The organism is Streptomyces sp. NBC_01549, from assembly GCF_026339955.1.
Classification (GTDB): domain Bacteria; phylum Actinomycetota; class Actinomycetes; order Streptomycetales; family Streptomycetaceae; genus Streptomyces.
Genome location: NZ_JAPEPW010000001.1, coordinates 6,262,509 through 6,277,417, shown reverse-complemented (window position 1 = coordinate 6,277,417; position 14,909 = coordinate 6,262,509). Strand labels below are relative to the sequence as shown.

Below are 14,909 nucleotides of genomic sequence, written 5' to 3'. Positions count from 1 at the left end.
TGAGCGTTGTACTGCACGCTTTTCCAGGTCGGCCCGCGGCCACGCCCTCCTGACCCGCGGGTCACTTCGTGTTCACACCGCGGGTGCGTCGGGCCCGATCCGGCTGCGTACGGCTGTCTGTACTTCCGCTTCCTCGGCCGGATCCGACGCCAGCCGCCGCAGCTGATCGACCACGCGCGCGTCACCGGTTTCGGCATGTCGTGCGGCCACCTCGCGGGTCGACTCCTCGCAGTCCCACAGGCACTCGACGGCGAAGCCGGCGGGGAAGGACGGGTCGGTGGCGGCGAGGGCTCGGGCGGCTCGCCCGCGCAGATGGGACGACGCCGTCTCCCGGTAGACATGGCGCAGCACGGGTGCGGCGCAGACGATGCCGAGGCGTCCGGCTCCGTCGACGAGGGTCCACAGCGTGGGTGCGTCAGGGCCTTCGCCGCGTACGGCCTCACGCAGGGCGCCCAGCACGAGTTCGCTGTCCTTGGTGCCGCCCCTGCAGGCGAGCAGCCGTCCCGCGGCGGCGCCCAGGGCGTCGGGTCGCTCGGCCCACCGTCGGGCCCGGTCGACGGCGGCGACACTGCGCATGCGTTCGAACGCGTCGACGGCGGCCTCCCCGACGGTCGCCGTGCCGCCGGTCGCGGCGGCCTCGATCAGATCGAGAGCGTCCGGATCGTTACTCTCGGCGAGGTAGCGCAAGGCGGTGCAGCGGGCTCCGTCGCCGCCGTCCCGGGCGGCCTCGAGAATCTCGGGCCGGTCCTCGGGGCCCGCGACGGCCGTGAGGCAGCGCGCGGCCGGCACATGGAGTGCGGCTCCGCGATCGAGGCCCTGCTGGGCCCACTCGAACACGGCCCGCACGCTCCATCCCGGACGTGGTCCGGTGGGGCGCAGTTGCCGCTGCCATCGGTCGAAGGAGCCCTGTTCCTGGGCGGCCCGCACACGGGCGGCGATGGATTGGCGCGGGTCGTCCGCCCACAGCCGCCAGGGCCGGGGCTCGAACGCGTCGCGCACCTGGGCGGCGAGCGCGGCCTCGCCCTCCGGATCGGCCGGGAAACGGGCGAGAACGGGCGCGGCGAGGGCGCGCAGCCCCGCGTCGTCGTCACGCAGGGCCAGCTCGTCCAGGGCCCAGGCCCAGTTGGTGCCCGAGGCGGCGTACCTGCGCAGCAGTTCCAGGGCGTCCCGCCTGCCGTACGAGGCGAGGTGGCCGAGGACCGCGAGGGCGAGCCCCGTGCGTGACTCGCAGTCGTCGAGGACGTCCTCGATGTCGAACAGATGCCGCTCGATCTCGTCGAGCTCACCGCTCAGATCGAGATAGAGACGGGCGTAGTACAGGGAGCGGTTCTCCACCTGCCAGTCGTGGCGGGGATCACTCAGCACACAGTGGTTCAGTGCCGCGAGCGCCTCGGCCCGCGGTGCGGTGAGCGCGTGCAGCGTGCCGTCGCCGCGGCCCCTCTGGAGCAGGCCGAGCAGCGTTCCGCTGGGCGCTATGACCGGATCGAACATGGGAAACAGCCTCACATCAAGCGTCGACGCAACCGGGATCCTGCATTACCTGGCCGCGTGACAACACGTCGGAGCGCCCGCCGTTTCTTGCTTGCTGTAGACCATCTTCCTCTGCCTCTCGTTGGTGGGCCCGTACGGGCCGCGTCACGGCCCGCGCGGTGCGGCAACATCTGCCCAGCCATCGCGTCCGTGAATCACGACGTCATGATGACTCGGCAGTTCTTCCTGCCGCGACCGTATTTCCGGCGGCCCCGTACCGCCTCCCCCGTTTTCGGTGTTGTGCCTGGTCAGCGTGTTCGAATCAGTGCGCGCCGAACAATTCGAGAAGTTCCGTCTTGCCGAACATCCTGGCGGTGTCGACGGCCGAGGGCGTACCCGCGGCCGGGTCCGCGCCGCCGTCCAGGAGCGCGCGAATGACCGCCTCCTCGCCCTTGAAGACGGCCCCCGCGAGGGGCGTCTGGCCGCGGTCGTTGATGCGGTCGGCCTCGGCACCGCGCTCCAGCAGGGCGCGCACCGCCTCGGCGTGGCCGTGGTAGGCGGCGAGCATCAGCAGCGAGTCACCGCGGTCGTTGGTGAGGTTGGCGGGAACACCCGCGTCGACGTACGCCACGAGCGCCTCGGCCTCCCCTCGGCGCGCCAGATCGAAGATCTTGGTCGCCAGCTCCACGACTTCGGGGTCGGGGGCTTCACTCATCGGCCGGACCACCTCTCACAAGGACAACGACAACTACGTCATGCGGGACTGCGGGAGCGTACGACAGCGGGCGGACTGTCATGCGCAGGTCCGTGCGACAGCGATGAGTGCGGCCGTACGGGTGATTCGCCAGCGTACTGGCTCCGACGGCACATCACCGGCGTCGGTCGAGGCAAAGATCACCACAAGCCTCACAAGAGGCGACAGGAGGCAACAGACCTGCCCAGGGGGCCCTGAATGACTCCGCCGACTGGATGAAATCAGCCGAAATTCACCCTGTTGCACCTTTTATCGTATGGATACATCCTGTGATCCTGGAAGTACTCATGGTGACTGTCCCCACGAACCAGGAGAGCACAAATGATTCTGTCCATCTCAGGCGTCGTCCTGCTCGGCATCATCGTCTTCCTCTTCTTCCGCAAGGACGGACTCAAGGCGTCGCACGCCTGTGTGTCCTCGCTCTTCGGCTTCTACCTCGCCAGCACGGCCATCGCGCCGAGCATCAAGGCGGGCGGGGAGAGCCTGGCGAGCCTCCTCGGCGGGATCAAGTTCTGACATCCCTGCCCATCGCACGCACCTTCAGGAGACAGCAGTGGCCCGGCGCCCTCTCCCCCGCATCCTCAGCAACGGCAGCGCGCAGATCGCCCGAAGCCGGGAGCTGGCCCGAACGGCAGCCGACAGCGCCACCGACGTCCTCCATCCACTGATCACGATCACTCGTGGACTGCGCCGGCTGGCAGCCTCCGGCGGGCGCAAGTGGGCGGCCACCCCCAAGGACCGGCGCGGGCCGCTGCTGTTCCTGGTGGCCTCGGTGATCCTGGTCGTGGCGCTGGTTCCGTACGGACCGCTGCTCGCCGCCATCACTCTGATGGCGGCGGCAGCGTGGACCGGCCGCCAGCCCGTCTCACCGGAGCCCACGGGCCCCGACGAGGCGCAGATCCAACGACTCCAGTCGTTGTACGAGGCCCTCGTCCCGTACTTCTCCACGGCCGAGGACCCGTCCCCCCTCTACGCCCACGGCGGCGACTGGGAGAAGGCCTTCCCCACACACGACTTCGACGACGACGGGCGCGTGTCACGTCTGCTCGTCCGCTACCCGGCGTACTTCACGGACGGCGAGGCGGAGTCCCGGGCCCGGATCGAGCAGCTCCTGCACGCCAAGTCGGGCCGCGGTCGCGAGTACCACTTCGACTGGGACGAGGAGGGCAACGAACTCACCGTCACCGTCCTGCCGTCGCTCCCCACCGACATCGCCGCCCAGCGTTTCGTCACCTCCCCCGGCGAGACGGTCCTGGGCTTCACCGACCCGGCCGACGTCCAGCGCACCCTCCCCCTCACCTACGGTGAGGAACAGCGCGACGTTCCCCCGGTCGTGTGGCGCACCGGCATCCGCTCGACCGAGCCGCACCTGCTGATCGCCGGCGATCCGGGCAGCGGCACGACCACACTCGTGCGCTCCATCGCCCTCCAGGCCCTTCAGTACGGCGATGTCGTCATCGTCGAGGGCGGCGGCACCGGCGAGTACGCGTGCCTGACCGGACGGGACGGTGTCCTCGCCGTCGAGTCCGGCCTCGCGGGGGCGCTCGCGAGTCTGGAGTGGGCCGCGCACGAGACGGAGCGGCGGCTGATCTCCGCCAACCGTGCGCGGCAGGCGGGGCACCCCGCCCCCGACGACACCAAGAACCCCCTGTGGATCCTGCTCGACCGGCCGAGCGCGCTCGGACACTTCGCCGCCGCCGACGGCCGCAACGATCCCCAGGCACTCCTTCAGGTCCCGCTCCGGCACGGGCGCGCGGCGGGCGTCACCGTCGTCATCGCCGAGCAGTTCGAGGATCTCGAGGCGCTCAGCGAGGCCGTGCACCAGCACACTCGCGCGCGCGTGGTCCTCGGTACGGCGTCTCCGGTCCAGCTGGAGGCCGTCCTTGGCGCGCCTCCGCACACCACTCCCACCCGGGATGTGCCGCCCGGCCGCGGGTACGCCCGGTTGGGCGCCGGTCCCGTCCTGCGCCTTCAGGTTCCGGCCACGCCCGACCCCTATGACGACGCCACCAGCGAGACCCATCGACGCGCCGTCCTCGACCTGCTGCCGGAACGTACGACTCCGGCAGAGGCGAACCCGGTCCCCGCGGAGGCCGCGGTCGCGGAGGGCTGAGCGGGTTCCCTGGTTGTGGAGTTCGGCTGCGGGTGAGTGGGGCTGGTCGCGCAGTTCCCCGCGCCCCTGGGTGGGGGCTGCGCCCCCAGCCCCCACCGGCCCGCAGCCGACGAACCCACCCGGGGTCCGGTTGGCTACTAGGCCACGAACGTGCGGGGAGCTTCGTTGCCGCCGGTCGCGCCCGTTTCCACCAGGCGGGCCGCCGCGGCCAACCGGGCCGCCGCCTCCTCGGCCACCGCACCCCCCACGGTGAACGGCAGCCGCACATACCCTTCGAAGGCACCGTCCACCCCGAACCGCGGCCCGGAGGGCACCCGGACCCCCACCCGTTCGCCCGCCTCGGCGATCCGCGAGCCGGACAGCCCGCCGGTGCGCACCCACAGCGTCAGCCCGCCGTGCGGAACGGTGAACTCCCAGTCGGGCAGCTCCCGGCGCACGGCGGCGACGAGCGCGTCCCGGTTCTCCCGGGCCTGCGCACGCCGGATCTCCAGGGCCTGCTCCCACCCCCCGGTGCTGAACAGCCAGTTCACGGCCAGCTGCTCCAGCACGGGCGTTCCGAGATCGGCGTACGCGCGCGCGGCGACGAGACTGCGGATGACATCGGGGGCCGCACGGACCCACCCGATCCGCATCCCCGCCCAGAACGCCTTGCTGGCCGACCCCACGGTGATGACCGTGGACCCTGAGGGGTCGAAGCCGCAGACGGGGCGGGGCATCGACAGCCCCTCCTCCAAATACAGCTCGCTCATCGTTTCGTCGACCACCAGTACGGTCCCCGCCGACCTCGCAGCGTCCACCAGACGGCGGCGCTGGTCCTCGTCCGCGAGGGCTCCCGTCGGGTTGTGGAAGTCGGCGACGACGTACGCGAGCCGGGGCGCGGCGTCCCGCAGGACCTGGCGCCAATGTTCCACGTCCCACCCCGCGAGCCCCTCGGCCATGGCGACGGGGACGAGCCGGGCGCCCGCCTCCCTCATCAGCTGGAGGATGTTGGCGTAGGAGGGGGACTCGACGGCAATGCGTTCGCCGCGCCCGGCGAAGAGATGGCAGATGGCGTCGATAGCGCCCATCGCGCCGGTCGTCACCATGATCTGCTCGGGCATGGTCGGAATGCCCCGCGCGGTGTATCCCTCGGCGATCATCGCGCGCAGCGCGGGCAGCCCCGCCGGATAGTCGCCGTGCGTGTGCGCGTACGGCGGCAGCTCCTCCAGGGCGCCCTGCACCGCGCGGGTGAGCCAGGGCTCCGGCGCGGGCAGTGAAGCGCAGCCGAGGTCGATCATGGAACCGAGGGCCTCGGGGGGCAGCGGTTCGAGGCCTCGCGCGGGCAGCGGGTTCCCGGCGGGGACGGCGGTCCAACTGCCCGCTCCCCTGCGGGACTCCAGGAACCCTTCGCCGCGCAGCGCCTCGTAGGCCGCGGCGACCGTCGTACGGCTGACGGAAAGGGACAGCGCGAGCTCCCGCTCGGCGGGCAGCCGCGCGGCCACCGGAACCCGGCCTTCGAGGACGAGCAGCCGGATGCCGTCGGCGAGCGAGCGATAGGCGGGCGGACGGCGGCTGCCGGGGCCCGCGGGACGCTCCTGCTGAGAGTTGAGCAGCCGGGCGAGTTGCGCGGCACCCACCGCCGAAGTCCACTGCGTCATGATTCCCAGTCCACCTTCCCCGGATTGGCCTTGGATGGCGCCTTCCTACAGGCCACAGAATGTCACGGGCCAGGCCACCATCACCACCACGGCTCATCACAGGTCATCAAGGGCCATCACCACAGGGGGCACCTCTTGTCCACGCACGCCGACTCCCCGCACCGGGAACGCAAGGAATCCGGGCGGCGGCTTCCGCGTCGCCTCGTCCAGCTGTACGTGGGCCTCGCGCTGTACGGCGCGAGTTCGGCCCTGTTGGTGGAGTCGGGCCTCGGTCTGGAGCCCTGGAACGTGCTGCACCAGGGGCTCGCCGAACTGACCGGTCTGACGATCGGCGTGGTGTCGATCTTCGTGGGCGCCGCGGTGCTGCTCCTGTGGATCCCGCTGCGCCAGCGCCCGGGCCTCGGCACGGTCTCCAACGTGTTCGTGGTCGGCATCGCCATGGACGGCACCCTCGCCCTGGTACCGGACGCCCACACCTTGACCGTACGGATTCCGCTGCTCGTGGCGGGCATCGTGCTGAACGGCGTGGCGACAGGCCTCTACATCTCGGCCAGCTTCGGTCCGGGTCCCCGCGATGGCCTGATGACGGGCCTGCACCGGCGCACGGGACGCTCGGTCCGGCTGGTGCGCACGGTCCTGGAGGTGGCGGTCGTCGCGACCGGATTCGCGCTCGGCGGCACGGTCGGCATCGGCACGGTGCTGTACGCCGTCGCGATCGGGCCGCTCGCCCAGTTCTTCCTGCGCGTGTTCGCCGTCCGCCCGGCACCGGGCGGCAGCACCGTCGTTGCCGCCGGTCAACCGGAGCGAGCGATACTTCCAGGGTGAGCCCGCGCATACGCCACCCGTACCTCGACCACCCCGGCCCGATCGCCTTCGCCCACCGGGGCGGTGCGGCGGACGGTCTGGAGAACACCGTCGTCCAGTTCCGCCGCGCGGTTCAGGCGGGCTACCGCTATATCGAGACGGATGTGCACGCGACGTCGGACGGCAAGCTCGTCGCCTTCCACGACGCGACCCTGGACCGGGTGACGGACGGCGCGGGCCGGATCGCGGAGCTTCCCTGGGAGGACGTGAGCCACGCGCGCGTGGCGGGCAAGGAACCGGTCCCTCTCTTCGAGGAGCTCCTCGAAACCTTCCCCGACGTCCGCTGGAACGTCGACGTCAAGGACGAACCCGCCCTCCACCCCCTGCTGAACCTCATCGGCCGCCTCGACGCCTGGGACCGCGTCTGCGTCGGCTCGTTCTCCGAGGCGCGGGTCTTCCGCGCCCAGCGTCTGGCCGGGCCTCGTCTGGCGACCTCGTACGGCACCAAGGGGGTCGTGGGGCTGCGGCTGCGCTCGTACGGCGTCCCGGCCGCGCTGCGTGACTCGGCGATCGCCGCCCAGGTGCCCGAGTCCCAGTCGGGCGTGCCGGTGGTCGACCGGCGCTTCGTACGCGCCGCCCACGCGCGCGGCCTGCAGGTCCACGTGTGGACGGTCAACGAAGCCGATCGGATGCACCGGCTCCTGGACTTGGGCGTCGATGGCATCATGACCGATCACATCGACACGCTGCGCAGGGTCCTGGAGGACCGGGGCACCTGGGTCTGAGCCCTCTCGCGCGGTCCGTTCAGCGGGAAGCGAGGGGCACGGGTGGGCACCGACACCGTGCGGGCACAGACGGCCGACGAGGTAGCCGAACGGCGGCGCGAGCAGCGCGGCTGGTACTTCTACGACTGGGCGTGCTCCGTCTACTCGACGAGCGTGCTCACCGTGTTCCTGGGCCCCTATCTCACGTCCGTCGCCAAGCACGCGGCGGACGCGGACGGTTTTGTCCATCCCCTGGGGATCCCGGTCCGCGCCGGCTCGTTCTTCGCCTACGCGGTCTCGGCGTCCGTCATTGTGTCGATCTTCGTGATGCCGATGGCGGGCGCGGCCGCCGACCGCACCGGCCGCAAGAAGCCCCTGCTCGCGCTCTGCGCCTATCTCGGCGCCACGGCCACCACGGGCATGTTCTTCCTGGACGGCGACCGCTATCTGCTCGGCGGTCTGCTGCTGGTGGTCGCCAATGCCTCGGTGGCCGTGTCGATGGTCCTGTACAACTCCTACCTGCCGCAGATCGCCCCGCCCGAGGAGCGTGACGCGGTCTCGTCCCGCGGCTGGGCCTTCGGCTACGCGGCGGGCTCGCTGATGCTGGTCGTGAACCTGGTCCTGTATTCGGCCCACGGCTCCTTCGGTCTCTCCGAGTCGGTGGCCGTCCGGATCTGTCTGGCCTCGGCGGGCATCTGGTGGGGCGCCTTCACCCTCGTACCGCTGAAGCGGCTGCGGGACCGGCCCACGGCATCCGCGGGGCAGGCGCCGGGGCACGGATGGCGGCAGCTGGCGGCGACCGTTCGCGACATGCGGGGCAAACCACTCACGCTCGCCTTCCTGTTGGCCTACCTCGTCTACAACGACGGTATCCAGACGGTCATCTCGCAGGCGTCGGTGTACGGATCGGAGGAGCTGGGTCTGAGCCAGTCGACCCTGATCGTCGCCGTGCTGCTCGTCCAGGTGCTCGCGGTCGGAGGCGCCCTGGGGATGGGACGGCTCGCACGGACGTACGGCGCGAAGCGCACGATCCTCGGCTCGCTCGTCGCCTGGACCGTGACGCTCGGCGCCGGGTACTTCCTGCCGGCGGGAGCGCCCGTCTGGTTCTTCGTCCTGGCCGCCGGGATCGGCCTGGTCCTGGGCGGCAGCCAGGCGCTCTCACGCTCGCTCTTCTCGCACCTGGTTCCGAGCGGGAAGGAGGCCGAGTACTTCTCCGCGTACGAGATGAGCGACCGGGGGATGAGCTGGCTCGGCCCGCTTCTGTTCGGTTTGACCTACCAGCTGACGGGAAGTTATCGGGACGCGATCATCTCGCTTGTGGCCTTCTTCGTCATCGGATTCGTGCTGCTCGCGAGGGTTCCGGTACGGCAGGCCGTGCACGACGCGGGAAATCCCGTACCGGACAGGATTTAGCACCTGAGGCCAAAGGCCGGTAGTGTACGCGTTTGGCCTGCCAGGCGTACCGTTACTGCGCGTCAAAGATACTGAAGCGTTGGGTGACATCTGCTGCCAGATGTGACAAACCGGGCGCCGGTGGGTACAACAAGGGGCGGCTACGACGGCGACGCATGACCCACAACGGGAATCTTTACCGCCGACCGGACGTTGACCGGATGACGACGACAGCGACACCTGTCCTGTGGGCGACAAGCCCGGGAGGCACGATTCATGAGTGAGCGAGCTCTTCGCGGCACGCGCCTCGTGGTGACCAGCTACGAGACGGACCGCGGCATCGACCTGGCCCCGCGCCAGGCCGTGGAGTACGCATGCGAGAAGGGGCACCGGTTTGAGATGCCCTTCTCGGTCGAGGCGGAGATTCCGCCGGAGTGGGAGTGCAAGGTCTGCGGGGCCCAGGCACTCCTGGTGGACGGCGACGGCCCTGAGGAAAAGAAGGCCAAGCCCGCGCGTACGCATTGGGACATGCTGATGGAGCGGCGCACCCGAGAGGAGCTCGAAGAGGTCCTCGAGGAGCGCCTGGCCGTTCTGCGCTCCGGCGCGATGAACATCGCGGTGCATCCGCGGGACAGCCGCAAGTCCGCGTAACCCCTCCGAGGGTTGGGCGGCATACCACGCACGCAGCCGCGAGCGCCGTACGCACGTTGTACGGGGCTCGCGGCTCTGTGCGTTCCCCGTGCCCCTTCAGGGGCACGGGGAACTGCGCGACCAGCCCACACCGGCCCGCAGGTGAAAAACCCACGGGCCTGCGATGGGAGCCGAGGTCAGCGGTTCAGCGGTGGGCGTGGGCCCGGGTCCGTCGCCGGGTTCTCTTCCCTGATGACCTCGCCCTGGACGACCTTGCCGTCGGGGCGGTGGATGCGCACCTGCTGGAAGGCGTCACCGACGGTGCCCGGCGCGGCCTCGCGGATCTTGCGGTCGATGGTGCGCTCGGCGTAACGGCTCACGGTCTTCTGGACGGGCGGGATCAGCAGGAGCAGGCCCAGCGCGTCGGAGATGAGTCCGGGGATCATCAGGAGCAGGCCGCCGAGCATCATCAGCCCGTTGCCGTTGCCACCCCCGGTCGTGGGGGCCGCCCCGCTCTGCTGCTGTTGCAGCGTCTCGCTGAGGTTGCGGAAGGCACGGCGGCCGGCCCGCTTGATGACCACGGAGCCGAGGACGAAACCGGCGACCAGCAGCAGGAAGACCCCGAAACCGCTAGCCGCGCCGGCGACCACGGTCAGGAGCCAGATCTCCAGCACCAGCCAGACGGCGATGCCGAGCGGCAGATACGTGCGCAGCCGGGATCGCCGCGGCCGCGCGGGGTATGTGGGAGTCGGTGCGCCAGTCGTCATGCACCCAGTGTGCCTGGGCACAGCTCAGTACGGGATAAGCGGATGATCAGCCGTAGCTGTGGAGTGAAGTGAGGGCGCATCGCGAGGGCGGGCCCATGCGGGCCGCCCCCACTTCGCAAGCGCTCCTACGGCGTGTGGTTCCGGCCGGTGATCCGGCCGACCCGCTCCCCCACACCCCACGTGGTGACCCGCCACAGCGCCTCCACGAGGATGTCGCGGCTCATCTTGGAGTCGCCGAGCTCACGCTCGACGAAGGTGATGGGCACCTCGACGACGTGGAAACCGGCCTTGACCGCGCGCCGGGCCAGGTCCACCTGAAAGCAGTACCCCTGGGACGCGACCTCACCGAGTCCGAGACCTTCGAGGGTCTCGCGGCGGAAGGCGCGGAAGCCTCCGGTGACGTCCCGGATCGGCACGTCGAGCATGAGCCGGGAGTACAAGCTGCCGCCACGCGAGATGAACTCGCGGGACTTGGGCCAGTTCACGACCCGCCCGCCCGGCACCCAGCGCGACCCCAGCACGAGGTCCGCGCCCTTGAGGGCGGTCAGCAGCCGGGGCAGTTCCTCGGGCTGGTGCGAGCCGTCCGCGTCCATCTCCACGAGGACGCCGTAGCCGTGCTCAAGGCCCCAGGCGAAGCCCGCGAGATACGCGGCGCCCAGGCCTTCCTTGCCCTTGCGGTGCAGCACCTGGACGTGGTCGTCCTCGGCGGCCAGCTCGTCGGCGAGCTTGCCCGTGCCGTCCGGGCTGTTGTCGTCCGCCACGAGAACGTGTGCATCGGGCACCGAGGCTCGTACCCGGCCGACGATCTTCTTGATGTTCTCCGCCTCGTTGTAGGTCGGGATGATCACCAAGGCCGTGCCGAGCGGGCCGAACTGCCTCCCCTTGGCTCCTGCCGCGAGGGTCCCGTCGCCGTCGTTCACTACTGCCCCTTCATGTCCGTACGCAGGGGTCCACCATAGTGGCCGCAGCCTGCACTGACGCGTCGGCGCGTTAGTGCGGGGGTGTCGATTCGGCAAGAGCCGGGTAAGAGAGCGCCCGCCGCGCCGGAGCACCGTACTGCGGATCGGGGCCCGGCGCCCTTCGGGCCGACCTGGGACCCGCTGGCTGCGGGTCGACCGAAAGCCGTTGTCTACTGGACGTCCGGGCCCCACCCGGGTCACACCCTTCCGACAGGCATGAACGTTCCCTCGCCGTCGCACTGGCGCTGAGCCTGGCTCCCAGTGGTGGTGCGCCGGTGCGGCACACCACCCCTGACCCAGCGGCGCTCCGGCGACTGCGTGGAAGTTCTCCGGTCGGACGTCCGGTGGTGGACCCGGCCGAACCTACCGGCCCCCCGAGGCCAGCTGTCAACACTCGTCTGACCTGCTGGTTTTCCCTCAATTACCTGGTCAGCGCGGAGGATGCGCAGGTCGCGCGACGCGGCGGCGGCGGATGAACACCACGACGCCACCCCCGCAGATCACTCGCCCGGCCGTACGAAGACCGTCCGTCCTGCGACGACCGTCCGCAGGCACACGGGCAGGTCTCCGCCGGGGCTCAGATCGGGCAGTCCAGGAGTACCCGAACGAGGGTCGGTCGACCAGCGCGCGACCCGGTCGTCGGGTGCCTGCACGACCAGTTCCTCAGTGCGCCACACGGCGTAGTCGGCGGGTGCGCCCGGCACCAGGACTCCCGCGTCGTCCCGTCCGATCGCCCGCCACCCGCCGCGCGTATGCGCCGTGAACGCGGCGCGCACGGAGACCCGGTGCCCCGGCGTGCGGTGGAACGCGGCGGCGCGCACGGTGCCCCACGGGTCGAGGGGGGTGACGGGGCTGTCGGAACCGAAGGCGAGCGGCACGCCGGTGCGCAGCAGGGCCGCGAACGGGTTGAGTGCGCGGGCCCGCTCGGCACCCAGGCGCTGGGCGTACATGCCGTCCTCGCCGCCCCACAACGCGTCGAAGGCGGGCTGCACGGAAGCGGTGAGGCCCAGCTCGGCGAAGCCGGCGATGGTCTCCGGGGTGAGCATCTCGGCGTGCTCGACGCGGTGCCGGGCGGCGCGCACGCGGGCCAGGCCGACTTTTTCGGCGGCTGCGCGGACTCCCTCGACCACGGCGGTCACGGCGGCGTCCCCGATGGCGTGGAAGCCCGCCTGGAGGCCTGCCTCGGTGCAGGCGACCACATGCGCGCCCACGGCGGCGGCGTCCAGGTAGGCGGTGCCGGTGTGGTCGGCGTCGGCGTACGGCTGGTGCAGGCAGGCGGTGTACGAGCCCAGGGACCCGTCGACGAAGAGGTCGCCCGCGGCGCCGATCGCGCCCAGCGCCCTGGCCTTGTCGACATCCTCTTCGGCCCAGTAGCCGACGACCCGCGGGCCGGCTTCCTCGGCGGCGAGCCGCAGCAGTCCGGTGAAGTCGTCCTCGGAGGAGATCTCCGGGCCCGCGCACTCGTGCACGGACCCGATGCCGAGCGAGGCGGCGTGGGCGAGCGCGGCGCGCTGGGCCTCGATGCGCTGGGCCGGGGTGAGGGCGCCGAGCGCGGCGGCGCGCACGGCGTGGTGGGCGTCCCGGGTCAGGGGGCCGTCGGCCGCGTAACCGGCCCGTGCGGTGACCCCGGGTACCAGGTCGAGGAGCGCGGTGGTGACCACGGCGGAGTGCACGTCGATGCGTGAGAGGTAGAGCGGGCGGCGCCCGGTCGCCTCGTCGAGTTCGGCGCGCGTCGGGGGGCGGCCGCCGGGCCAGCGGGCCGCGTCCCAGCCGTGGCCGAGCAGCACCCGGTCGGCGGGGCGGGCGGCGGCGAACTCGCGGACGAGGGCGAGGGCGGCGTCCAGGGAGGGCGCGTCGGACAGGTCGAGACCGGTGAGCGCGAGCCCGGTGGAGGTGGTGTGGACGTGGGCGTCGGTGAAGGCCGGGGTGACCAGTGCGCCTTCCAGGTCCACGACCTCGGCGACCCCGTCGGCGAAGGCGTCGGCCGCGCCTTCCGAGCCGACCCAGGCGATCTGTCCGCGTTCGACGACCATCGCGGTGGCGAAGGGGTCGGCGGGACTGTGGACTTCTCCACCGCGCAACAGCACGGTGTCCGACGTGGCGGTGCTCTCACTCATGGGGAACAGTCTCGCGCCTGCCGGTGTCCGGCCGGTCCCCGGGTGGGTCAGATGCGGGGTGGGCGCGCCTCGTACGGCGTCGACAGCACCACGGTCGTGCGGGTCGACACGCCCGCCAGGGTGCGCAGGCGGGCGAGGAGTTCCTCCAGTTCGTGCGGGGTGGAGACCCGCACCTTCAGGATGTAGTTCTCGTCGCCCGCGACGCTGTGGCAGGCCTCGATCTCGGGCACGCCGGCGAGGCGTTCCGCGATGTCGTCGGGGGCGCTCGGGTCGAACGGCTTCACCGAGATGAAGGCGGTCATGGGCAGCCCGACGGCCTCGGGGTCCACGACCGCGGCATAGCCACGGATGACACCGCGCTGTTCGAGCCGACGCACCCGCTGGTGCACGGCGGACGTGGACAGGCCCGTGGCCTTGCCCAGGTCGGTGTAACTCATCCGCCCGTCTGCGACGAGCAGCTGCACGATCTGTCGGTCCAGCTCCTCCATGGCGCAAGAACCTACAGGGCCCTTGATCTCGTCGGATACCTCAGCGGCGCAGGTCATACCCGGTTTGTGATGTGGCAGAGTTCTGACTGTGAACCGCCTGGTGGACAAACCCACCGCGCCGGGCACCTGCGGGCGGCATGTGACGAACGACACAGTGCCGCAACCGGGTCCGTGATGTTCTCGTGATTACCGCAGAGACGGGACGGGAAATGCTTGCTGTGGTCGAGGCCGCAGTGCCTTGTCGGCCCACCCGAGGGGGAGAATCCCATGCAGAGTCTTAAGCGTCCTGGTCGTACCGCATCCAAGCGGCCCAAGCTGGTCGTCGATCCCGAGCCGGAGGGCGTCGAACCCGACGCCCTCGACGGTGAGGAACTCGACGCCTACGACACCTTCGAGATGTACCGGGTGATCTGCCCGGACTGTGCCCAGCCCATCGCGCTCCTCGCGGACGAGGAGAGCCTGCCCGAGCACGCGCTGTGCGCCTCGCCGTGGAACCCGTTCGGGCTCACGGTCTGCGCCGGCACGGGCCGCGCCGCAGGCGACGCCCGGCCCGCCGACGAGTCGGCGGAGCCTCAGGAGCAGGACACCGCCCTTCTGTTGACGCTCCCTCAGGGGCTGGACTGGCGGACACAGCCCTTCTCGCACGTCGGCGGCCCGGGCTCGCGCCCGATGCGGGGCCCCGAGATGCGCCGTCAGGCCGCCTGAGCGGCCCTCGCGTTCAGCGACCGGCGCCCGGTCCCTCCCAGTAGCTGCCCTGCACCATGGCTCGCAGGCTGTCATGGTGCAGGATCAGTGTGTCCGGGTCCGGTGGTACACCGACCTCGCCGAAGTGCACCTGGCGGTAGGCGACGCGCAGCATGACGATCGCGTGCCGCAGCGCCGCGTACAGCGTGTGGAAGTCCATGTCCTGGGCTGTGTGACCGGTGAGTTCGGCGTAGCGCCGTTCGACGCGGTCGCGGCGCAGGAAGTCGGGCAGTCCGCGCTGGCCGAAGCTCACCGTCAGGTCCAACGGGG

General features: G+C 71.0%; 14 protein-coding genes and 1 pseudogene. 7 read left to right on the top strand and 8 right to left on the bottom strand.

Annotation, left to right across the window (positions count from 1 at the left end; all coding sequences use genetic code 11):
• Positions 1 to 72: 72 nt before the first annotated feature.
• Together OG819_RS28075 and OG819_RS28070 are read right to left on the bottom strand one after the other, a co-directional pair.
• Positions 73 to 1,491, bottom strand: coding sequence for a HEAT repeat domain-containing protein (locus OG819_RS28075; RefSeq protein WP_266651456.1), 1,419 nt, complete (start codon positions 1,489 to 1,491; stop codon positions 73 to 75).
• Between the two features lie 301 nt (positions 1,492 to 1,792).
• A complete protein-coding gene (locus OG819_RS28070; protein ID WP_266416552.1) occupies positions 1,793 to 2,185 on the bottom strand; it encodes an ankyrin repeat domain-containing protein in 393 nt (130 codons plus the stop codon).
• A 360-nt stretch (positions 2,186 to 2,545) separates the two neighbouring features.
• On the opposite strand from OG819_RS28070, the gene OG819_RS28065 reads away from it, so the two are divergent.
• Positions 2,546 to 2,740 carry a hypothetical protein gene (locus OG819_RS28065; RefSeq protein WP_266416551.1) on the top strand — a complete coding sequence of 65 codons (195 nt, stop codon included), beginning with the start codon at positions 2,546 to 2,548 and terminating at the stop codon, positions 2,738 to 2,740.
• Between the two features lie 37 nt (positions 2,741 to 2,777).
• Complete coding sequence (locus OG819_RS28060) at positions 2,778 to 4,337, top strand: hypothetical protein (RefSeq protein WP_266651455.1); 1,560 nt, start codon at positions 2,778 to 2,780, stop codon at positions 4,335 to 4,337.
• A gap of 137 nt (positions 4,338 to 4,474) precedes the next feature.
• Here OG819_RS28060 and OG819_RS28055 read toward each other — a convergent pair whose 3' ends face one another.
• The gene (locus OG819_RS28055) at positions 4,475 to 5,974 is read right to left on the bottom strand and encodes a PLP-dependent aminotransferase family protein (RefSeq protein ID WP_266651454.1); all 1,500 of its coding nucleotides are present in this window, start codon (positions 5,972 to 5,974) and stop codon (positions 4,475 to 4,477) included.
• Between the two features lie 135 nt (positions 5,975 to 6,109).
• Between OG819_RS28055 and OG819_RS28050 the strand changes: the two genes are divergently transcribed.
• From OG819_RS28050 to OG819_RS28035, 4 genes are all read left to right on the top strand, one after another.
• Complete coding sequence (locus OG819_RS28050; protein WP_266623019.1) at positions 6,110 to 6,799, top strand: YitT family protein; 690 nt, start codon at positions 6,110 to 6,112, stop codon at positions 6,797 to 6,799.
• Positions 6,796 to 7,563 (top strand): glycerophosphodiester phosphodiesterase, encoded by a 768-nt coding sequence (locus OG819_RS28045; protein ID WP_266651453.1) that lies wholly within the window; start codon positions 6,796 to 6,798, stop codon positions 7,561 to 7,563. The genes OG819_RS28050 and OG819_RS28045 overlap by 4 nt, the downstream gene beginning before the upstream one ends.
• A gap of 42 nt (positions 7,564 to 7,605) precedes the next feature.
• The gene (locus tag OG819_RS28040) at positions 7,606 to 8,955 is read left to right on the top strand and encodes an MFS transporter (protein WP_266623022.1); all 1,350 of its coding nucleotides are present in this window, start codon (positions 7,606 to 7,608) and stop codon (positions 8,953 to 8,955) included.
• A gap of 255 nt (positions 8,956 to 9,210) precedes the next feature.
• Entirely contained in the window at positions 9,211 to 9,585 is a 375-nt protein-coding gene (locus OG819_RS28035) for an RNA polymerase-binding protein RbpA (RefSeq protein WP_003977404.1), read from the top strand.
• A 176-nt stretch (positions 9,586 to 9,761) separates the two neighbouring features.
• On the opposite strand, the gene fxsA is transcribed toward OG819_RS28035, so the two are convergent.
• The 4 genes from fxsA to OG819_RS28015 all read right to left on the bottom strand — a co-directional run bounded on the left by fxsA (position 9,762) and on the right by OG819_RS28015 (position 13,895).
• Entirely contained in the window at positions 9,762 to 10,331 is a 570-nt protein-coding gene (gene fxsA, locus OG819_RS28030) for an FxsA family membrane protein (RefSeq protein WP_266623024.1), read from the bottom strand.
• 125 nt (positions 10,332 to 10,456) lie between these two features.
• A complete protein-coding gene (locus OG819_RS28025; protein WP_266623026.1) occupies positions 10,457 to 11,251 on the bottom strand; it encodes a polyprenol monophosphomannose synthase in 795 nt (264 codons plus the stop codon).
• 539 nt (positions 11,252 to 11,790) lie between these two features.
• A complete protein-coding gene (locus tag OG819_RS28020; RefSeq protein ID WP_266651452.1) occupies positions 11,791 to 13,407 on the bottom strand; it encodes an amidohydrolase in 1,617 nt (538 codons plus the stop codon).
• Positions 13,408 to 13,454: 47 nt separating this feature from the next.
• Positions 13,455 to 13,895, bottom strand: a complete 441-nt coding sequence (locus OG819_RS28015; RefSeq protein ID WP_067366187.1) for an Lrp/AsnC family transcriptional regulator — start codon at positions 13,893 to 13,895, stop codon at positions 13,455 to 13,457.
• Positions 13,896 to 14,162: 267 nt separating this feature from the next.
• Between OG819_RS28015 and OG819_RS28010 the strand changes: the two genes are divergently transcribed.
• Positions 14,163 to 14,600, top strand: coding sequence for a hypothetical protein (locus OG819_RS28010; protein ID WP_266623029.1), 438 nt, complete (start codon positions 14,163 to 14,165; stop codon positions 14,598 to 14,600).
• A gap of 13 nt (positions 14,601 to 14,613) precedes the next feature.
• Here the strand turns inward: OG819_RS28010 and OG819_RS28005 are convergent.
• Positions 14,614 to 14,901 (bottom strand): annotated as a pseudogene (locus OG819_RS28005) (phosphotransferase family protein); the annotation flags it as partial.
• Between the last annotated feature and the right edge of the window lie 8 nt (positions 14,902 to 14,909).